This window comes from Mesorhizobium newzealandense (assembly GCF_042682145.1).
In the GTDB taxonomy this organism is placed as follows: domain Bacteria; phylum Pseudomonadota; class Alphaproteobacteria; order Rhizobiales; family Rhizobiaceae; genus Mesorhizobium; species Mesorhizobium newzealandense.
In genome coordinates this window covers 48810-68426 of the sequence record NZ_JBHUGZ010000018.1, presented here as the reverse complement: position 1 = coordinate 68426, position 19617 = coordinate 48810, and the positions used below count along the sequence as shown (strand labels likewise).

Here is a 19617-nt window from a genome sequence, read left to right as displayed (position 1 = left end):
GCGAGGGAAATCACTCTGTCTCCACGCGTCGTCTTTCCCAACAAGACCCTGCCTTACCTGCTGGTGGCGCCGCAACTCGCCATTACGCTGATCTTTTTCTACTGGCCGACCGGTCAGGCGCTCTACCAATCGATGCTCAGAGAAGACCCGTTCGGACTGAAGAGCAAGTTCGTCGGGCTTGCCAATTTCCGAAAGGTGCTGGCCGACCCGGCCTACCTCAATTCGATCAAGGTCACGGTGGTGTTTTCGCTGGCGACCGCGATCGTCGCCATGGGGGTGGCACTGCTGCTTGCCGTCATGGCCGAGAAGGTAGTGCGGGGTAAAGGACTCTATCGCACGATGATGATCTGGCCGTATGCGGTGGCGCCGGCGATTGCCGGCATGTTGTGGCTGTTCCTGTTCAACCCATCGATCGGTTCGCTGGCCTACGCCTTGAGAGGTCTTGGTATCGACTGGGACCCGTTGCTCAACGGCAACCACGCCATGATCCTGCTGGTGTCTGCAGCCGCCTGGAAGCAGATCAGCTACAATTTCCTGTTCTTCGTCGCCGGACTGCAAGCGGTGCCGAAGACGCTGATCGAGGCGGCGGCGATGGACGGTGCCGGGGAGACCAAGCGCTTCTGGACCATCGTCTTCCCGCTGCTTGCGCCGACGACCTTTTTCCTGCTGGTCGTAAACACCGTCTATGCCCTGTTCGACACCTTCGGTATCGTCCATGCCGTCACCGGCGGCGGGCCGGGAAAGACGACCGAGACGCTGGTCTACAAGGTCTACAATGACGGTTTCGTCAATCTGATCCTGGGCGATTCGGCGGCGCAGTCGGTCATCCTGATGGTCATCGTCATCTCGCTCACGGCCATCCAGTTCCGCTATGTGGAACGCAAAGTCCACTACGGCTGAGGGCGAGCGATGATCGGCCAGTCCCCGCTCCGCACCGTCATCGCCCACGCCGTGCTCATCCTCGGCATACTGATCGTCGCATTCCCGATCTACTACACCTTCGTCGCCTCCACGCAGACGCTGCAAACCATCCTCAAGCCGCCATTGCCGCTCTTGCCCGGCGACCAGTTCTGGAACAATTACAGCGAGGCACTGTTCGGCGGTGTCGGCCGCATCGGCGGCGTCAGCGTCGGTCGATTGCTGCTCAACACCACGATCATGGCGCTCGGCATCGCCGTGGGGAAGATTTTCATCTCGATCCTGTCGGCCTATGCGATCGTGTTCTTCCGTTTTCCGCTGCGGATGGTCTTCTTCTGGCTGATCTTCATCACCCTGATGCTTCCCGTTGAGGTGCGCATCCTGCCGACCTACAAGGTGATGGTCGATCTCGGCATGATCGACACCTATGCCGGCCTGATCATCCCGCTGATCGCCTCGGCCACCGCAACGCTGTTGTTCCGCCAGTTTTTCATGACCATTCCGGGCGAACTGGTCGAGGCGGCGCGTGTCGACGGCGCCGGGCCATGGCGGTTCTTCTTCGATATCCTGTTGCCGCTGTCGCGCACCAACATCGCGGCGCTGTTCGTCATCCTCTTCATCTATGGCTGGACGCAATATCTGTGGCCGCTGCTCGTCACCAACAGCAACGACATGAACACCATCGTCATCGCGCTGAGGAAGATGGTGTCCTTCGCAGATGCCGACACCCAGTGGCATCTGGTCATGGTCACCGCGATGCTGGCCATCGTGCCACCGATTCTGGTCGTGGTGCTGATGCAGCGCTGGTTCGTGCGCGGACTGGTCGATTCCGAAAAGTGAGAAGCCGATGGCGACCGTTGATCTGAAGGATGTGAAGAAGGTCTATCCCGGCGGCGTCGAGGCCGTGAAGGGCGTCTCCATCGCCATTCCCGACAAGGAGCTCTGCGTGCTGGTTGGGCCATCCGGCTGCGGCAAGTCCACGCTTTTGAGGATGATCGCCGGGTTGGAGACCATTTCTTCCGGTACTGTCGCTATCGACGGCAAGATCGTCAACACGATCGGCCCGACCGAGCGCGACATCGCGATGGTGTTCCAGAACTATGCGCTCTATCCGCATATGAAGGTCTACGACAACATGGCCTACGGGCTGCGCAATCGCGGTACGCCCAAGGACGAGATCGACAGCAGGGTTCGCTCGACTGCCAGGGTGCTGGAGCTTTCCGCGCTGCTTGACCGGCGCCCGCGCGAGCTTTCCGGCGGTCAGCGCCAGCGCGTCGCCATGGGCCGCGCCATCGTGCGCAATCCGAAAGTCTTCCTGTTCGACGAGCCGCTCTCCAACCTCGATGCCAAATTGCGCGGCCAGATGCGGGTCGAAATCAAGAATTTGCAGCGCTCGCTCGGTGTCACCTCGGTCTACGTCACCCACGACCAATTGGAGGCGATGACGCTGGCCGATATCCTCGTCGTCATGAATGGCGGATTGGTCGAGCAGACGGGCGCGCCACTCGACATTTACGAGAAGCCGGCCTCGACCTTCGTCGCCTCCTTCATCGGCGCACCGCCGATGAATCTTCTGCCCCTTTCGCAAGGGCCGGCTGGTCCGGCGCTGACTGATGGCAAGACGATTGACTTTGCGCCTGCGAACGCCGTCACGCTCGGCTTCCGCCCCGAGGATGCCGACGTCACCTTCGGTGCCGAGGCACCGTCCGGTGCGCTCATCCTGCCGGCCATGGTCGAGGCGGTTGAACCGGTGGGAGCCGAAAGCTTCCTTCACTGTGCGGCAGGCGGCAACCGCATCGTCGTGCGTGTGGCCGGCCGTGCAACAGCCAAGCCCGGCGACCAGTTGCGCGTCGTGGCCAAGGCCGAGAAACTTCACTGGTTCGACGGGACAGGAAGACGCTTGTAGCCCGAACGATAATCGGCGGCCAAAATACGGGCACCCCCTTCGCAACGGCAGCGGCGAGAGAGGGGAGGCGCCTGACTGGTGGTCCGACAAACAGGCCCACGAGTCATTTGCAGACCCTCGTTTCGACCGCTAAGCTTCTCTTCCTAGGCCATCTTTAGCCTTTATCCATGCAAGGACCGGATGACGCCCGACACCACAGTGCGTGAACATTTCGCCATCGATCTCGCGCAGCGCGCCGGCGAGATCGGCCTGAAATATTTTCGCGATCTCGACAGCCTTACCATCGAGAGCAAGGGCCATCAGGATATGGTTTCGCAGGCCGACCGTGAGGTCGAGCTGTTCATCCGCGCGGCGATGAAAGCTGCCTACCCGGACGATGGCATTGTCGGCGAGGAACATGCCTCGGTCATCGGGTCGACCGGGCATGTCTGGGTGATCGATCCGATCGACGGCACGGCGAATTTCGTGCGTGGCATTCCAGCCTGGTGCGTGGTCATCGCCTGCGCCAAAGATGGTGATACCGTCGTCGGCGTCATCCACGAGCCCTCTACCGGCGAGACCTTCCATTGCCGCAAGGGCAGTGGTGCGTTTCTCAACGGCAAGCCGATCAGGGCAAGTGTCGTCACCAGCCTGACCGAAGGTTCCGTCGGCACCGGCGTCTCCAACCGCGCCGAGATGCAAAATGTCGTTATGCTCATCCGCTCCCTGATTGCCGAAGGCGGCGTGTTTTTCCGCAACGCTTCGGGTGCGCTGATGCTCGCCTATGTCGCTGCCGGCAGGTTGCTCGGCTATGTCGAAGAGCACATGAACGCCTGGGATTGCCTGGCTGGCATGCTTTTGGTGGAAGAAGCCGGCGGCACGATCGTCAAGCCGGACCCGAGAACCGTTCTGGAGAAGGGTACGCTGGTGATCTGCGCCGGCAACGGTGTGTTCGCCCAGATTCGCGACCTCTGCATCGAACCCTTCAAGCTTTGATCAGAACCGGTCCGCGCTCCGGAAAGCCGATGCCGACATTGTCGCCCGCCTGAAACGGCGCATCGACGTTGCGCGACAACACGAAGACGTCGCCAAATCCCGTGGTAACGACCAATTCGAGATGGCTGCCGGCATAGGTGACCTTTGCGAGCGTGCCTGCGATCGTCTGCGGCGTGCCGGCAGCGCCGATCTCGATGCGGCTCGGGCGGACGGCTAGCTTCGCTGGGCCGGCCTGGTGGCCACGCGCCGGCAGTGTCAAGGCAAGCGAACCGACCCGGACGGCCGCTTCGTCCCCTTGCACCGAAACCACCTCGCAATCCAGGATGTTGGCTTCGCCGATGAAGTCGGCAACGAAAGCGTTGGCCGGCGCATCGTAGAGTTCGCGCGGCGTGCCGTCCTGCGCCACCACCGCCTTGTTCATGACGATGATGCGGTCTGAAACCGCCAGCGCCTCTTCCTGGTCGTGCGTGACATAGACCACGGTCAGCCCGAGCTTGGTCTGGATCTCCCTGATTTCCTCGCGCACATGCCGGCGCAGCTTTGCGTCGAGATTGGAAAGCGGTTCGTCGAACAGCAGCACTTGCGGTTCGAGCACCAGAGCGCGCGCCACTGCCACGCGCTGCTGCTGACCACCCGACAGTTCGCTGGGCAGGCGCGCCTCGAAACCGGTCAAGCCGACCAGCTCCAGCCCGGCGCGGGCGCGGGACGCGGCCTCCTTCTTGTCATGGCCGGAGAAGCGCAGGCCGTAGGAGACATTTTCCATCACCGTCATATGCGGGAACAGTGCATAGGACTGGAACACCATGGACACGTCGCGGTCGGTGGCCGGCAGCCGAGTCACGTCGTCGCCGCCGATCAGGATACGGCCGCTGGATGGCATCTCCAGGCCGGCGATCATACGCAGCGTGGTCGTCTTGCCACAACCGGAGGGTCCGAGAAGCGTCACCAGCTTTCCGGCCTCGATCGCAAGTGAAATGTCGTTGACCGCCGGCGTGCTGGCGCCGGGATAAGTCTTGGTGACATGTTCGAAGGTCACCGAGGCAGCGTTGCCGCGAATTTCGGCCATCACCCGGCTCCCGCTATTGTCGTCTGGCCGCCTGGCGTTGCCGGCAGGCTGACATTGGTGCGCACGCTCCAGCCGCCGTCGCCCTTCTGGATACCGCGCCGGCCGATATTGCGGCTGCCGACGACCAGTTGCATCAGGCCGATGACCACCAGCATGACGACGATCAGTACCGTCGAATAGGCGATGGCGATGCCGTATTCATTGTTCTCGACACGTCCGACGATATAGCTGGTCGAAAGATCGTAGCGCGCGCTGACCAGGAAGATGACGGCGCTGATCGCGGTCATGGCGCGCACGAAGGAATAGACAAGCGCCGCCAGCATTGCCGATCTCAGCAATGGCAGAATGACGCGTCTGAAGGTCTGCCAGGAGTTGGCGCCAAGTGTCAGCGAGGATTCATCCAGGCTGCGATCGATCTGCGACATCGAGGCGACACCAGCGCGTACGCCGACTGGCATGTTGCGGAAGATGAACGACAGCACGAGGATGATGCCGGTTCCAGTCAGTTCGATCGGCGGCACGTTGAAGGCTATGATGTAGCTGACGCCAATGACGGTTCCTGGAATCGCGAAAGACAGCATGGTCGCGAATTCGAAGGCATTCTTGCCACGAAAGTTCTGGCGGACGAGAAGATAGGCGGTCAGAAGCCCGATGCCGGCGGTCAGCGGCGCCGATATCAGTGCGATCTCCATCGTCGTCCAGAACGAACTCCACGCCGACCCCGACCAATGGATGCCGAATTCATTCCAGCCGACGGAGAACGCCTTCTTGTAGTGCTGCAGGGTCAGGCTCTGATCGACCCCCCACAACCGGACAAAGCTGCCGTAGAAGATGACCGCGTAGACCAGCACGGTGAACGCCGTCCACAGCCCGGCGATCACATAGAGCGCGCGTGTCAGCCCGTCCGGCAGGCGCGGATGGACGCCTGCGTCGCCCTTGCCGGTGACGGTGGTATAGGAACGCCGGCCGATCCAGAAGCGCTGTGCATAAAAGGCGCCAAGCGTGAAGCCCAGCAGCACCAGCGCCAGGATCGCCGCAAGTGCCGCATCGTTCTGTGCGCCGACAATGGCGAAGAAGATTTCCGTCGACAGGACGTCGTAATTGCCGCTCAGCACCAGCGGGTTGCCGAAGTCGGCCATGCTTTCGATGAAGCCGAGCAGAAAGGCATTGGCGAGGCCTGGCCGCATGAGCGGCAAGGATACGGTCCAAAAGGTCTGCCAGCGGCTGGCGCGGAGTGTCTGCGAGGCCTCTTCCATCGACGGGCTGACGCCTTCGACAACGCCGATCAGGACCAGGAAGGCGATCGGGGTGAAGGCGAGAACCTGGGCGATGAGCAGACCGGGAAGTCCATATACCCAGCGTGTTGGCTGGATGCCGAAGACACCGGCGACGCTCTGGGTCACCGTGCCCGACAGTCCGAACAACAGGATGATGGCAAGGCCGATGACGAAGGCCGGCGTGATGATCGGCAACACGGTCAGCGCACGCAACAGCTTGCCGTAGCGGAAACCCGTGCGTGTCACAACGAGCGCGAACACCAGCCCCAGAAACATGGTCAGCAGGCCGACGAGTACGGCGAGCAGCAGCGAGTTCCAGGCCACGCCGCAGCGGCTGCCGCCGGCGAGACAAGCCAGGCTCCACAGACGCGAACTGAACAGTTTGGCCAGGAACGCGACAAGCGAATAGCCACCGTCGTCGGTCTGCATGGCGTTGGCCAGCATCATCAGGATGGGCATGAAGATGAAGATGGAAACCACCACGACGACAAAACCGATCGAACTGACGACGAATACGTCACCGCCGACGGCACCGCGCGCGGCAATGCCAAGGGTGAGCAGGAACAGAAAGGCGCCGCTGACCAGCAGGGCGCCGTAACCCATGCCGAACTGGCGGTCGCCAAGATCGCCGAACAGGCTGTTCAACCAGCTGAACTGCCAGCCGTGCAACCCGATGGCGAAGCCCTGGAACAAAAGCCAGCCAAAACCGGCAGCGCCGATAATGATCAGCACCCGGCCGAAAAACGGATCGGATTTGTTGCGGCCCCACAGAAGCAGCGGCGCTGCCAGCAGGAAGCCGAGCGGCGCCAACCAGATTTTCTCGCCCTTGAGGACCAGAACCAGCGCTGGTGCGAATTTGCTGTCGAACGGGTAGCCGTCGAACAACCAGGACAAGCCGAAAAACCCGTCTTCGATGCCGTACCATGGCAGCAAAGCAAACCCCACCCAACCGACCACCATCCAAAGGATGGCGGTCGGCTCGAGTAGCCCGCGGGTTTGGCGAAAGCGCATCTGCTATTGCGGCAGCGATGCGACCTCTTCGTCCCACTTTTTCAGCAGGCGCTTGCGCTCTTCGCTCGATCCATACTTTTTGAAGTCGTAGTCGATCAGTTTGATGGCAGCCAGGTCAGGCGCCTTGTCGGAGGTTTTTGCCGCTTTGTTCGACGGAACCTGGAACGACCCCGCATCCTGCGCCGTAGACTGGACGTCGGCCTCGAGCGCCCAGTCGTAGAATTTCTTCGCGGCTTCCATGTTGCGGGCGCCCTTGATGATCGATTCCGAGCCGATCTCGTAGCCGGTTCCCTCGCAAGGGGTGACCGGAACGATCGGGAAGCCGGCAACGACCTGCGACACGGCGTCGTGGATGAAGACGATGCCGATCGTGGTCTCGCCAAGCCCAGCGGCCTTGATCGGCGCCGAACCCGACTTGGTGTATTGGTTGACGTTCTTGTGTAGGGCTTTCATGTACTCGAAACCCTTCTCCTCGCCGAACAGCTGCACGATCGTGGCCAGCATGTTGTAGGCGGTACCTGAGGAATTCGGGTTGGCGACCTGGATCTGCCCCTTGTACTCCGGCTTGATCAGATCGGCCCAGCATTTCGGCTCGGGCAGATTGTTCTTTGCAAGCAGATCCTTGTTGTAGCCGAAGCCCAGCGCGCCGGAATATATGCCGACCGTTCGGTGGCCGGATGTTTCCGCCTGCTTGATCGCCCAGGGCTGCAACTGGTCGAGCAGGGGCGACTTGTACTCCTCGGTCAGGCCCTCCTCGGCCGCCTGCAGATGCGGGTCGCCGGTGCCGCCCCACCAAATGTCACCCTTGGGATTGGCGGCCTCGGCGCGTAGCTGCGCATAGATTTCGCCAGCGCTCTTGCGGGTCATATTCACGGTGATGCCGGTCTTTTCCTCGAAGGCCCGCGCCGTCTGTTGGCACCAGACCTCGTCAACGCCGCAATATATGGTCAGGCTTTCAGCGGACGCAGATGACGACACGGCCCACATTCCGGCGGCAAGGATGCCGGCGCCAAGAATTGCCCTTCTTGTCATTTTGAATACCTCCCTAAGTTATTTGCCGACTTATGAAACCTAGATAGGCCCAAAATACAAGTTGTAAGGTCGCTAGGCAATTTTGTTCCCCAAGGCCTGGCGAATTTGATGCATTTGACTGGCTGTTTTCATGCGGCGTGTCTTCCCCGCGTGGCGCCGCCACCGGGGCCCGTGCCTTTGCAAGGGCTGTCAAAAAACTGCAGGCCGCCATTGACGCGACAGTGAGCCATCGGGCCAGGCCGCAGACGGGCGAGATCATTGCACGGGACATCCGCCGCGCCTGAACACAAGGACGCGGTCGCGTCGTTCATGGCCGTTCAGGCGAACACATGCGCCTTTCCCGACACGGTCAGCCGGACGATCTCGCCGACCGCCGGCGCATCCATGCCGGATTTGCGTAGGACCAGCGGCGTGTTGCCGATCGCGGCCGCGTCGGGCGGATCGGCACTGTTCAGAAGCCGCACCGCGATCGTGCACATCGCGCCGGCGAATTCCGATTCCGTCACTTCGCCGAACAGCATGTCAGGCGTGCCCGACATGCCTTCGCGCGATGTTCTCTTCAAGGCAATCTGCTCGGGCCGCAACATGATGCGGGCCACATCGCGGCTGTCTGATGTATCGACGGCGATGCGGCCGAGCGGAGAATTGGCGAAGCCGCCTGATATCTTTGCCGGCAGGATGATGGCGTCGCCGAGGAACTCGGCGATCATCCTGTCCTTCGGCTTGAGATAGAGTTCGCGCGGCGTGCCGACCTGCGAGAACTTGCCGTCGCGCATCACCGCCACCTGGCTGGCGAAGGACAGCGCCTCGGCCTGGTCGTGCGTCACCAGGATGGTGGTGATGCCGGCCGCCTCCAGAAGCTCAGCCACGGCCTTGCGCATCGAGGCACGCAGGGCGGTATCCAAGGCCGAGAACGGTTCGTCGAGAAGCATCAGCCGCGGCTTCATCGCCATGGCGCGGGCCAGCGCCACGCGCTGCTGCTGGCCGCCGGAGAGTTCGTGCGGTCGGCGTTTGAGGATCGCCTTGTCGAGCCCGACGATGTAGGCGAGTTCGGCGATGCGCTCGGAGCGCTTGTCCTCGCCGCGACCCATGCCGAAACCAATATTGTCGCCAATGGTCAGATGCGGAAACAGGGCGCCGTCCTGCGCCACCACGCCGATGCCTCGACGATGTGCCGGCACCGCACTGCCGTCCTTGGCCAGCACCTCGCCGTCGAGCGTGATGCGGCCCTGGTCCGGCGCCTCGAAGCCGGCGATCAGCCGCAGCAAGGTCGTCTTGCCGCAACCGGACGGGCCGACGATCGCCGTGCGGCTGCCACTGGTGACGTTCAGGTCGACGCCGGCAAGTGCCGCCACCGGGCCGTAATGCTTGTGCAGGCAGCTGATTTCGAGAAAGCTCATCGTCCGGCCATCCGTTTCGACTGGACATAGAGCAGCCAGGTCAGGGGCAGCGACATCGCCACCATGATGAAGGCGTAAGGTGCCGCCGAGGCATAATCAATCTCGCCACTGTAGGACCAGAACGCCATCGCCAGGGTGCGGGTGCCGTTCGGCGCCAGCATCTGGGTGGCGGTCAGTTCGTTCATGATGCCGAGCGCCACCAGCGCCATGCCGGCTGCGGCACCCGGCGCCGACAGGCGGATCGTCGTCGACCACAGCGCCTGCAGCGGCGGCCGCCCGAGGCTGGAGGCCGCGCGTTCGAGCTCGACCGGCGCCTGCGCGATCGATGCGCGCAGGCTGACCAGCGCGCGCGGCAGGAACATCAGCGCATAGGCCACTAGGATGGTGAACAGGGTCTGATAGAGGGGCAGGGCGATGCGCACGGTGATGGTGACCAGCGCCAGGGCGATGACGACCCCCGGCAACGAGCCGACGATGTAGTTGCAGCCCTCCAGCACGCGCTGCAAGGGTCCGGGCGCGCGGATCGAAATCCAGGCCATCGGCATGGCGGCGACAGTGGCGAGCAGCGCGCCGGCAATCGCCAGGAACAGCGTCTGGCCGAGCGCCAGGCCGATCTCGTCGAACCGCCAGACAGCGGTGCCGCCGGCGGCGAGCCAGCCGCCGATGGTGACGAAAGGCACGCCAAGCGCCAGCAGCGTGGTGGCGACAAACAAGAGCAGGCATGGAATGGTGGCGCGACCGAGGCTCGCACGCTGCTGGTACCGTGCGGCGCCGGAGCCGACGCGGGCATAGCGCTCCTCGCCGCGCACAAGCACTTCAAGGCCCAGAAGCACGAAACAGCAGCTCACCAGCACGCCGGCCAGCATGTTGGCCGCCGGCCCGTTGAAGGTCGACTGGAACTGGTCGACGATCGCCGTGGTGAAGGTGTCGAAGCGAATGAAGACATAGAGGCCGTATTCGGCCAGCAGATGCAGCCCGACCAGCAGCGAGCCGCCGCAGATGGCAAGCCGCAATTGCGGCAGCACGACGCGCCAGAACACGCGCCAGGGCCCAAGGCCGAGTGCTGCCGCGGCGTCCTCGAGGGCGGGATCGAGACGGCGCAATGCCGCCGACACCGGCAGATAGAGGAACGGGAAATAGGCGATGACGGAAACCAGCACCCCGGCCCACAGGCCGTGCAGCCTGGGCACCATGGTGATCCAGGCATAGCTGTGCACGAAAGCCGGGATGGCGAGCGGTGCCACGCACAGCCAGGCCCAGAGCCTGGCGCCAGGCAGGTCGCTGCGCTCGGTCAGCCAGGCCAGCGTCACCGACAGCACAAGGGCAATCGGCACGGCCAGCAAGACCAGCAGGACAGTGTTGACCAGAAGCTCGCCGACGCGCGGCCGGAAGACCAGCGCCGCGACGGTTTCCCAGCCGGTCTGCACCGCGATCCAGATGATGAAGGCAAGCGGCAGCAGCGCCAGCAGCGAAACGAAGATGGCGGCGACAAGCAGCCAGGAAGCAGCGCGTCGCCGAGCCCTTCGGCCTGTGCCCACAGGCAGGCCCGAGTGCGCGAGATCGACCGCAGACTGCATCAGGTCAGACGCCGTGCCGTTGCCGTCCAGCGGCAGCAAATGAAGGACCGCGATTGCGGTCGGGAACACAGCGTGTCGTCATCGACGAATGCCATCTCGAAAAACAAATCACTCCCGCGGAAGGCGAATTTCCCGCGGGAGCGTGGTCGGTGTCCTTTTAGGACGAATGGCAACTAAAGCAAGCCGGCTGCGGTCATCAGGTCGGTGACCTTCTTGGAGTTCAGCGTCGTGGCATCGACCTTGGGTGCCTGCAGATCGGCGAGCGGCACCAGCTTCGGATTGGACTCCGCGCCCTTGCCGACCGCGTATTCGAAGGAATCGCCGGTCTTCAATATCTCCTGGCCGCCCTTGCCGGTGACCCACTTCAAGAAGGCCTGGGCTTCCTTCGGATGCTTGCTCGAGGCCAGCACGCCACCGCCGGAGATCGAAACGAAGGCGCCCGGATCCTGGTTCTTGAAATAGTGCAACTCGACATTCCCGCTGTTTTCGCCGGTCTTGGCCTGATCGCCGAAATAGTAATAGTGATAGATCACGCCGCCTTCGATCTCGCCGGCATTGACCGCCTTCATCACCGTGCTGTTGCCCTTGTAGGCGGTGAAATTCGTCTTCATCGCCTTCAGCCAGTCCGCTGTGGCGGCTTCGCCCTTGAGTTGCAGCAGCGCGCTGACGATGGCCTGGAAATCGGCGCCCGACGGCGAGGCGGCCCAACGGCCCTTCCAGCTCGGATCGGCGAGATCGAGCATCGACTTGGGCAGCTGGTCGGCCGTCAGCTTGGTCTTGTTGTAGGCAAAGACGGTGCTGCGTGCGGCGACGCCGACCCATTTGCCGCTGGCCGGCTGATAGTCGTTGGGAACCTGCGCAAGCGTGTCGGCGTCGACCGGAGCGAATAGGCCGGCACTTTCGACCAGCACCATGGCAGGCGAGTTTTCGGTCAGGAACACGTCGGCCGGCGAGGCAGCGCCTTCGGCGACGATCTGGTTGGAGAAGTCGCTGTCGCCGCCATTGCGGACAGTGACCTTGATGCCGGTTTCCTTGGTGAAGCCTTCGGCCCACGCCTTGGTCAGGTTTTCGTGCTGAGCATTGTAGACAATGATGCCATCATCTTCCGCCATCGCCGGGCTGGCGATCAGGCTGATTGCCAGCGCGGTGGCGCCGACGAGGGTGGAAAGAGCGTATTTCATGGCATTGTCCTCGATCTCGGGGGGCTTGCGTCTATCACGGCTGCACCTATCGATACCTGACAGGGATAGTCAACATTGACTTGCCGATTTTGATCAACCGCCGGGACGCAAACTTTCGTGATTTGCCGGTAATTTGGCTTGGACATTATTTCGCCGGCCACGTAACAAATCAGCGCCGAGACGCGAAAATCGGGGGAGTAACTCTTGTGACCGGCAAGGATGAGGCCGAGCTTTCCCGGCTGATGCGGGCCGCGATCGCGGGAGATGAACGGGCCTACGCCGACTTTCTGCACCGGATTGCCGCGCTGGTTCGCGGTTTTGTCAGGCGCAAGATCGTGCAGGGCGGGGTCGATCCCGAGGATGTCGTGCAGGAAACCTTGCTGGCCATTCATGTGAAACGACATACCTGGCGCCAGGATGCGCCGGTGTTGCCGTGGGTCTATGCGATCGCCCGCTTCAAGCTGATCGACGCGTTCCGGCGACGCGGACGGCGCATCGAGATCGATGTCGACGACATCGCGGAGACCTTCGCCGAGCCGGAAACGGAGACTGTCAGCGAACGCGACATCAATCGGGCGCTCGACGGGCTGTCGCCGGCACAGCGTTCCGTGGTCTCGGCCGTGTCGGTGGAAGGGCGGTCGATCGGCGAGACGGCGGCAAAGTTCGGCATCAGCGAGACGGCGGTGCGTGTGTCGCTGCATCGGGGGCTCGCCGCCATAGCCAAGCGATTCGGGCAGGGGCGCTTCGGGCGGGAATGACATGAGGACGGACGATCTCATCAAGGCGCTGGACGCCGATGCCCGCAGCAAGGCGATGCCGCTGCAATCGGTCTGGTGGATGGCCGCCGGTGCGGCTGTTGTCATCGCGGCCATCGTTTTCCTGCTGACGATCGGCCCGCGCCCGGACTTCATGGCCGCCGCGCACACAATGCGCTTCCTCTCCAAATTCGTCTTTACCATCGTGCTTGCCGTCAGCGCCTTTGCCCTGATCCGCGCCTTGTCGACACCCGGTGCCCCGACAGGCCCGGCAATGGCTGGGATGTTCGCCGCGCCGCTGTTGGTAGCCGCGGCCGTGGTTCTTGAGCTGTTGGCCGTGCCCGAGGCCGACTGGGGCACAAGGATGGTCGGCTCCAACATGATGATCTGCATGGGCTTCATTCCGCTGATCGGCATCGGCCCGCTTGCCATCTTCCTGTGGATGCTGCGCTATGGCGCACCGACACGGCCGGTCCTTGCCGGCGCGGTGGCGGGCCTGCTCGCCGGCGGGCTCGCAGCGACCTTCTATGCCGCGCACTGCTTCGACGATTCGCCGCTTTTTGTCGCCACTTGGTACACGATAGCAATCGCGGCACTCGCGCTGCTCGGCGCGCTCGGCGGGCGGTTTTTCGTACGCTGGTAGCGCCACGCCACGATCGCGACCCCATGCACACCGATCCTTAATCATGCCGGCAATTGTTTGTCGGTTAGCGATGGCGCCGGTATGCCGGACGCAACCATTCCTTAAAATCGATCCGCCAAGGTTGTCGCGACAACATGCGTTTGCGCACGGGGGTGGCACGTATCGTGATATGGCGAGGCTTGACCGGCCGAAAATCTCTTGGGCACGCAGGGTTGGCGGTGCTCGTGGCCGGCCTCTGTGTCGTGACGGCCTCGATCCTGCTGTCGCACCTGGATCTCGGCACCGAGGCGCTGAAACTCTGCCTGCAGGTCGCGGTGGGGGTGGCGGTGGGTGCATTGTTCCTCGCCGTCTTGTTCAACCGCCGGGTCAGTGAGGATCGCCGGCAGATAGCGGAGAGCGAGCAGCGCTTCCGCCGCGCCATGGAGGACTCGGCGATCGGTATCGTCGTCGTCGGCCTCGACGGGCGCATTCTCGAGACCAATCCGGCCTTCGTCGCCATGCTTGGCTACAGCCGGGAAGAGGTCGAGGCGCTGACCTTCTTCCAGATCACGCATCCCGACGATGTTCAGATCGGCCGGGAAACGATGGACGCTCTGAAAGCGGGCACGGTCAATTCCTTCCACTTCGAGAAGCGCTACCTCAGGAAGGACGGCACCCCGATCTGGGCCCATCTTGCCGGTTCCGTCATTCGTGACGAAAACAGCGGCCATCCGCTCTATCTCGTCTCGCAGATCGAGAACATCGACGCGCGCAAGCAGGCCGAGGCGCGCATTGCCGAAGCGGAAACGCGCTGGAATTTCGCGCTGGCCGGCGCCGGTCAAGGCGTCTGGGACTTCGACATGCGCAAGGGTGGCACGACCTATTCCTCGACCTGGGTCAAGATGCTGGGCTATGCGGACGGCGAACTCGACGGCGATCCCGACCACTGGCTGACGTTGATCCATCCCGACGATCGCGAGACCGTCGCCGAGGCGGACCGCGCCCATCTCGACGGCAATACGCCCTACTTCGAAGCCGAATTCAGGATGCGTCACAAGGATGGCCACTGGATGTGGTTCCTCGACCGCGGCAAGGCCATCGAGCGTGACGAGGAGGGGCGGCTGGTCAGAGCCATCGGCAGCCTGACCGACATCACCCGGCGCAAGGAGACCGAAGCACGCCTCACAGTGTCGGCGGCGATGCTGGCCGATGAGAAGGAGCGGCTGAGGGTGACGCTGCAGTCGATCGGCGATGCGGTCATCTGCACCGATGCCGCAAACCGCATCACTTTCATGAACCCGGTCGCCGAAAAGCTGACCGGGGTTGCCGGCGGCGAGGCCCTCGGCAAGATGCTTGGCCATGTCTACTGGGCGGTCGACGAGGAGACGGGACACCGGATCGGCGTGACCCGGCCCACGGTCGGCGGCCAGGCGCCCGCCGACCAGAACAGCCGCGCCGTTCTCATCCGGCGCGACGACACGCGCTGCAGCATCCGTCAGGTGGTGTCGCCGATCATCAACGATCGGAGCGAATTCTGCGGACTGGTCATCGTTTTCCAGGACTTTACGGATGCGCGCGCGCTGCAGCGCCAGCTCGCCCATGCCGCCGCGCATGATGCACTGACCGGCCTTGCCAATCGCTCGAGCTTCATCCGCGCCATGGAGGCACTGGTCGACCAGGCGCGCAAGGACGGCACCTCGGGCAAAGGCAGCGGACATCAGTTCATGTTCATCGACCTCGATCATTTCAAACTGGTCAACGACACCGGCGGCCACGCAGCCGGGGATGCCTTGCTCAAGCGGGTTGCCGAGGCGGTTCGCGGCGTCCTTGGTCCCGAAGACATCGTCGCGCGTCTGGGCGGAGATGAATTCGCGGTGATTCTGAAATCGGGTTCGGCAGCCGGCGCAACGATCGCGGCGCGATCCATCATCGATGCGATCGGTGGCCTGGACTTCGCCTGGGATGGCCGTCCTCACGTGATCGGCGCCAGCATCGGGCTGGCTGCGATCAGCGCCAATTGCGGCGAAGTCGACGAGATCATCGCGAGGGCCGACGCCGCTTGCTATGCGGCCAAGGCGGCTGGCCGCGGATGCGTTTGTGTGGCGCCGGACGAGAACCGTTCAAGCGACCGGACCGAAACGCCGCTTGCGGCGGCGTCCTGATCTGGTCGATCAGTCCAGACCTGATCAGCGCGTCGGAACGGGGTGCTCGCCGCGATAGTCGTAGAAACCGCGTCCGGTCTTGCGGCCGAGCCAGCCGGCCTCGACATATTTGACCAGCAGCGGGCAGGGGCGATATTTCGAGTCCGACAGGCCGTCATGCAGCACCTGCATGATCGACAGGCAGGTGTCGAGGCCGATGAAGTCGGCCAGCTGCAGCGGCCCCATCGGATGGTTGGCGCCGAGCCGCATGGCGGTGTCGATGGCATCGACCGAGCCGACACCCTCATAGAGCGTGTAGATCGCCTCGTTGATCATCGGCAGCAGGATGCGGTTGACGATGAAGGCCGGAAAATCCTCGGAAACCGTGATCGTCTTGTCGAGCTGCTTCACATAGGTCTTTGCCGCCTCGAAGGTCTGGTCCTCGGTGGCGATGCCGCGCACCAGCTCGACCAGCTTCATCAGCGGCACCGGGTTCATGAAATGGATGCCGATGAACCGCTCCGGCCGGTCGGTCTGCGCGGCAAGCCGTGTGATCGAGATCGACGAGGTGTTGGTCGCCAGGATGGCTTCGGGATTAAGCTGCGGACAGAGCTGGGCGTAGATCTTGCGCTTGACCGTCTCGTCCTCGGTCGCCGCCTCGATCACCAGGTCGGCGCCGGCGAGATCGGCCATCGTCGGCGCGGAAGCGATGCGCGACATCGCCTCGTTGCGCACCTTCTCGTCGAGCTTGCCGGATCCCACCTGACGGGCCATGTTGCCGCTGATGGTGGCGATGCCCTTCTCGATGCGGTCGGGCGATATGTCGTAGATCAGCACCTTGTAGCCCGAAAGCGCGGAGACATGGGCGATGCCGCCGCCCATCTGGCCCGCGCCGATGATGCCGATCGTCTCGATCTTGCTCATTACACCGATCCCGTCAAAAGGCCTTTGCGGCCTGCTTTTTGTGCGGTGCAAACTAAAAGGGCGGGGCGACTTCGTCTACCCCGCCCCTCACTATTTAATACGCTTTGGCAGAAAGCGTCAAAGCGCCTTCTGCAGTTCCGGCAAAATGACGAAGAGATCGCCGACAAGGCCGTAGTCGGCGACCTGGAAAATCGGCGCCTCCTCGTCCTTGTTGATGGCGACGATGACCTTCGAATCCTTCATGCCGGCAAGGTGCTGGATGGCGCCGGAGATGCCAACCGCGATGTAGAGATCGGGAGCCACGACCTTGCCGGTCTGGCCGACCTGCCAGTCGTTCGGCGCGTAGCCGGCATCGACGGCAGCGCGCGAGGCGCCAACGGCTGCACCGAGCTTGTCGGCGACCGGCAGGATGACCTCCTGGAACTTTTCCGCCGAACCCAGCGCGCGTCCGCCCGAGATGATGATCTTGGCCGAGGTCAGTTCCGGGCGATCGGTGTCGGAGAGCTTGTTCTCGACGAAGGTCGACAGGCCGGGATTGGCCGCCGCCTTCACGGTCTCGACTGAGGCCGAGCCGCCCTCGGGCGCTGCCTGGAAGGAGGCGGTGCGCACGGTGATCACCTTCTTGGCGTCGGTCGACTGCACCGTCTGGATGGCGTTGCCGGCATAGATCGGCCGCTTGAACGTATCGGGCGACACGATCTCGATGATCTCGGACACCTGCGCGACATCGAGCAGCGCTGCGACGCGCGGCGCGACATTCTTGCCCGACGAGGTCGCCGGCGCGATGATGGTGTCATAGGCGCCCGCCAGCGACACGACGAGTGCCGCCGTCGGTTCGGCGAGGCGCTCGGCAAGCTCGTCGGCCTCGGCCAGCAGCACCTTGCTCACGCCCTTGAGCTTGGCGGCGGCGTCGGCCGCACCCTTGGCGCCCTTGCCGGCAACCAGCACATGCACGTCCGAACCGATCTGCAGGGCCGCGGACAGCGCCTTGGCCGTCTGGTCGGAAAGCGTCGCGTTGTCGTGTTCAGCAATCAGAAGAATAGCCATTTCTTGTTCCTTTCCCGATCGCTTACAAAACGCCGGCTTCGTTCTTGAGCTTGTCGACCAGTTCGGCGACGCTCTTGACCTTGACGCCTGCCTTGCGGCCGCTCGGCTCCTCGGTCTTAAGCACTTTCAGCCGCGGCTTGACGTCGGCGCCGTAGTCGGCCGGGGTCTTCTCGTCGAGCTGTTTCTTCTTGGCCTTCATGATGTTGGGCAGAGAGGCATAGCGCGGCTGGTTGAGGCGCAGATCGGCGGTCACGATCGCCGGCATCTTCAGTTCCACCGTCTGAAGGCCGCCGTCGACTTCGCGCGTCACCTTGGCCTTGTCACCGTCGATCACCACCTTGGAGGCGAAGGTGCCCTGCGCCCAGCCCAGAAGCGCCGCCAGCATCTGGCCGGTCTGGTTGGAATCGTCGTCGATCGCCTGCTTGCCGAGGATGACGAGGCCGGGCTGTTCGGCGTCGACGACGCCCTTCAGCACCTTGGCGACGCCGAGCGGCTCGGTCTGTTCGTCGGTCTTGACCAGGATGGCGCGGTCGGCGCCCATGGCAAGCGCGGTGCGCAAGGTTTCCTGCGCCTGCTGCGGGCCGATCGAAACGACGACGATCTCTTCGGCCTTGCCGGCCTCCTTCAGCCGGATCGCCTCTTCCACCGCGATCTCGTCGAACGGGTTCATCGCCATCTTGACGTTGGCGAGTTCCACCGCCGAACCATCAGCCTTCACGCGAACCTTGACGTTCGCATCCACAACCCGCTTTACGGGCACAAGGATCTTCATTGCCTGTCACCTCTTCAAGATAATTAGGCGCGCTATAACAGCCTGCGCCCTTTCTGAGTTGTCGAAAGCCGACATTCCGGATGGAAATTCTGGTCTTTGACCGCCTTGGGCTGCGACGGAGACGTTTCCGTAGTTGCGACGACCCTGCACGTCAATACGCCGCAAGCCGCTCAAATCGGTTCAGTCCGAACTGGAAGCGGTTCCTCGCCCCCAGCGCGGCGTGTTGGCGGATGGGTCGGGCGTAACCGTGTCGGCGGCAACGGGCGGCTGTTCGGGAGGAGCGGCAACGGCAGCATCGTCGTCAGCGCCGGCAAACAGCGGCACGCCGCGGCTGCGCAAGACAAGCACCAGCACGGCGCCGGCAATGATGCCGCCGATGTGGCAGGCCCAGGAGATCTGGTCTTCGCCGCCGGCGGCAAACATCACCACCTGGAAAAGCACCCACAGGATGAGCGGGATGAAGGCCGGAATGCGCAGCGGGATGCGGGCAAAAGCGAGCACCCACACTTTTACCCTGGGATAAAGGATCAGATAGGCGACGACCACGCCGGCGATGGCGCCGGAGGCACCGATCAGCGGCACCTGCGAATCCCAGGCGACGAGGCCCTGGAAGGCGGCTCCGGCGACTGCGCACAACAAGTAGAAGATGAGGTAGCGGACGTGGCCGAGAGCGTCTTCGACATTGTCGCCGAACACCCACAGGAACAGCATGTTGCCGCCGAGGTGGAAAATGTCGGCATGCAGGAAGGAATAGGTGAGGTAGCTCAGGCTTTCGGGGACGACGACAAAGCGAGGATCGAGCTCGGCGGTGTCATGGACGACGGCTGGGATGAAGCCGAGGCCGAGCACGGCGGCATTGGTGAAGTTCTCGCCGCCGAGCGCTGTGGCGCAGTAGACCAGGGCGTTGACCACGATCAGCCCGATCGTCACATATTGCAGGCGGATGTGCCGCAGCCTGTTGGTGTCGTAAAGCGGGATGAACATCGGTCCCTGGCCCCCTCGCGCTTTCGGAC

General features: G+C 63.2%; 17 protein-coding genes. 7 read left to right on the top strand and 10 right to left on the bottom strand.

Annotated features, from left to right (window positions below; all coding sequences use genetic code 11):
- Positions 1-15 precede the first annotated feature (15 nt).
- The 4 genes from ugpA (at position 16) to ACFSOZ_RS28135 (ending at position 3799) form a co-directional block, all read left to right on the top strand.
- Complete coding sequence (gene ugpA / locus ACFSOZ_RS28150; RefSeq protein ID WP_379103494.1) at positions 16-900, top strand: sn-glycerol-3-phosphate ABC transporter permease UgpA; 885 nt, start codon at positions 16-18, stop codon at positions 898-900.
- Between the two features lie 9 nt (positions 901-909).
- Positions 910-1758 carry a sn-glycerol-3-phosphate ABC transporter permease UgpE gene (gene ugpE / locus ACFSOZ_RS28145; protein ID WP_379103374.1) on the top strand — a complete coding sequence of 283 codons (849 nt, stop codon included), beginning with the start codon at positions 910-912 and terminating at the stop codon, positions 1756-1758.
- A gap of 7 nt (positions 1759-1765) precedes the next feature.
- Positions 1766-2824: a sn-glycerol-3-phosphate import ATP-binding protein UgpC gene (locus ACFSOZ_RS28140; protein ID WP_379103373.1), complete on the top strand. Its 1059-nt coding sequence runs from the start codon at positions 1766-1768 to the stop codon at positions 2822-2824.
- Between the two features lie 180 nt (positions 2825-3004).
- Entirely contained in the window at positions 3005-3799 is a 795-nt protein-coding gene (locus tag ACFSOZ_RS28135) for an inositol monophosphatase family protein (protein ID WP_379103372.1), read from the top strand.
- Here ACFSOZ_RS28135 and ACFSOZ_RS28130 read toward each other — a convergent pair.
- From ACFSOZ_RS28130 to ACFSOZ_RS28105, 6 genes are all read right to left on the bottom strand, one after another.
- A complete protein-coding gene (locus tag ACFSOZ_RS28130) occupies positions 3789-4865 on the bottom strand; it encodes an ABC transporter ATP-binding protein (RefSeq protein WP_379103370.1) in 1077 nt (358 codons plus the stop codon). The genes ACFSOZ_RS28135 and ACFSOZ_RS28130 overlap by 11 nt on opposite strands.
- Positions 4865-7153, bottom strand: a complete 2289-nt coding sequence (locus ACFSOZ_RS28125) for an ABC transporter permease (protein ID WP_379103368.1) — start codon at positions 7151-7153, stop codon at positions 4865-4867. The genes ACFSOZ_RS28130 and ACFSOZ_RS28125 overlap by 1 nt, the downstream gene beginning before the upstream one ends.
- Positions 7154-7156: 3 nt before the next feature.
- Positions 7157-8185: an ABC transporter substrate-binding protein gene (locus ACFSOZ_RS28120; RefSeq protein WP_379103366.1), complete on the bottom strand. Its 1029-nt coding sequence runs from the start codon at positions 8183-8185 to the stop codon at positions 7157-7159.
- A 317-nt stretch (positions 8186-8502) separates the two neighbouring features.
- Entirely contained in the window at positions 8503-9585 is a 1083-nt protein-coding gene (locus tag ACFSOZ_RS28115) for an ABC transporter ATP-binding protein (protein ID WP_379103363.1), read from the bottom strand.
- Entirely contained in the window at positions 9582-11162 is a 1581-nt protein-coding gene (locus ACFSOZ_RS28110; protein ID WP_379103493.1) for an ABC transporter permease, read from the bottom strand. The genes ACFSOZ_RS28115 and ACFSOZ_RS28110 overlap by 4 nt, the downstream gene beginning before the upstream one ends.
- A 173-nt stretch (positions 11163-11335) precedes the next feature.
- Positions 11336-12343: an iron ABC transporter substrate-binding protein gene (locus ACFSOZ_RS28105; RefSeq protein ID WP_379103361.1), complete on the bottom strand. Its 1008-nt coding sequence runs from the start codon at positions 12341-12343 to the stop codon at positions 11336-11338.
- A gap of 206 nt (positions 12344-12549) precedes the next feature.
- Here ACFSOZ_RS28105 and ACFSOZ_RS28100 point away from each other — a divergent pair, with 206 nt between their 5' ends.
- The 3 genes from ACFSOZ_RS28100 (at position 12550) to ACFSOZ_RS28090 (ending at position 15882) form a co-directional block, all read left to right on the top strand.
- Positions 12550-13101: a sigma-70 family RNA polymerase sigma factor gene (locus ACFSOZ_RS28100; RefSeq protein WP_379103359.1), complete on the top strand. Its 552-nt coding sequence runs from the start codon at positions 12550-12552 to the stop codon at positions 13099-13101.
- A 1-nt stretch (position 13102) separates the two neighbouring features.
- A complete protein-coding gene (locus ACFSOZ_RS28095) occupies positions 13103-13741 on the top strand; it encodes an NrsF family protein (protein ID WP_379103357.1) in 639 nt (212 codons plus the stop codon).
- A 224-nt stretch (positions 13742-13965) separates the two neighbouring features.
- A complete protein-coding gene (locus ACFSOZ_RS28090) occupies positions 13966-15882 on the top strand; it encodes a PAS domain S-box protein (protein ID WP_379103355.1) in 1917 nt (638 codons plus the stop codon).
- Between the two features lie 24 nt (positions 15883-15906).
- Here ACFSOZ_RS28090 and ACFSOZ_RS28085 read toward each other — a convergent pair whose 3' ends face one another.
- The 4 genes from ACFSOZ_RS28085 to ACFSOZ_RS28070 all read right to left on the bottom strand — a co-directional run bounded on the left by ACFSOZ_RS28085 (position 15907) and on the right by ACFSOZ_RS28070 (position 19588).
- Complete coding sequence (locus tag ACFSOZ_RS28085) at positions 15907-16785, bottom strand: 3-hydroxybutyryl-CoA dehydrogenase (RefSeq protein ID WP_379103353.1); 879 nt, start codon at positions 16783-16785, stop codon at positions 15907-15909.
- 117 nt (positions 16786-16902) lie between these two features.
- Positions 16903-17832 carry an electron transfer flavoprotein subunit alpha/FixB family protein gene (locus ACFSOZ_RS28080; protein ID WP_379103351.1) on the bottom strand — a complete coding sequence of 310 codons (930 nt, stop codon included), beginning with the start codon at positions 17830-17832 and terminating at the stop codon, positions 16903-16905.
- Positions 17833-17854: 22 nt separating this feature from the next.
- Complete coding sequence (locus ACFSOZ_RS28075) at positions 17855-18604, bottom strand: electron transfer flavoprotein subunit beta/FixA family protein (RefSeq protein WP_379103349.1); 750 nt, start codon at positions 18602-18604, stop codon at positions 17855-17857.
- 180 nt (positions 18605-18784) lie between these two features.
- On the bottom strand, positions 18785-19588 hold the full coding sequence (locus tag ACFSOZ_RS28070) for a rhomboid family intramembrane serine protease (protein WP_379103347.1): 804 nt from the start codon (positions 19586-19588) through the stop codon (positions 18785-18787).
- Between the last annotated feature and the right edge of the window lie 29 nt (positions 19589-19617).

Coding starts and splice junctions, on each gene's coding strand:
- ACFSOZ_RS28070 (WP_379103347.1), bottom strand. CDS start 19,588: ATGTTCATCCCGCTTTACGACACCAACAGGCTGCGGCACATCCGCCTG.
- ACFSOZ_RS28095 (WP_379103357.1), top strand. CDS start 13,103: ATGAGGACGGACGATCTCATCAAGGCGCTGGACGCCGATGCCCGCAGC.
- ACFSOZ_RS28075 (WP_379103349.1), bottom strand. CDS start 18,604: ATGAAGATCCTTGTGCCCGTAAAGCGGGTTGTGGATGCGAACGTCAAG.
- ACFSOZ_RS28115 (WP_379103363.1), bottom strand. CDS start 9,585: ATGAGCTTTCTCGAAATCAGCTGCCTGCACAAGCATTACGGCCCGGTG.
- ugpE (WP_379103374.1), top strand. CDS start 910: ATGATCGGCCAGTCCCCGCTCCGCACCGTCATCGCCCACGCCGTGCTC.
- ACFSOZ_RS28085 (WP_379103353.1), bottom strand. CDS start 16,785: ATGAGCAAGATCGAGACGATCGGCATCATCGGCGCGGGCCAGATGGGC.
- ACFSOZ_RS28110 (WP_379103493.1), bottom strand. CDS start 11,162: ATGCAGTCTGCGGTCGATCTCGCGCACTCGGGCCTGCCTGTGGGCACA.
- ACFSOZ_RS28140 (WP_379103373.1), top strand. CDS start 1,766: ATGGCGACCGTTGATCTGAAGGATGTGAAGAAGGTCTATCCCGGCGGC.
- ACFSOZ_RS28125 (WP_379103368.1), bottom strand. CDS start 7,153: ATGCGCTTTCGCCAAACCCGCGGGCTACTCGAGCCGACCGCCATCCTT.
- ACFSOZ_RS28120 (WP_379103366.1), bottom strand. CDS start 8,185: ATGACAAGAAGGGCAATTCTTGGCGCCGGCATCCTTGCCGCCGGAATG.
- ACFSOZ_RS28105 (WP_379103361.1), bottom strand. CDS start 12,343: ATGAAATACGCTCTTTCCACCCTCGTCGGCGCCACCGCGCTGGCAATC.
- ACFSOZ_RS28135 (WP_379103372.1), top strand. CDS start 3,005: ATGACGCCCGACACCACAGTGCGTGAACATTTCGCCATCGATCTCGCG.
- ACFSOZ_RS28080 (WP_379103351.1), bottom strand. CDS start 17,832: ATGGCTATTCTTCTGATTGCTGAACACGACAACGCGACGCTTTCCGAC.
- ACFSOZ_RS28130 (WP_379103370.1), bottom strand. CDS start 4,865: ATGGCCGAAATTCGCGGCAACGCTGCCTCGGTGACCTTCGAACATGTC.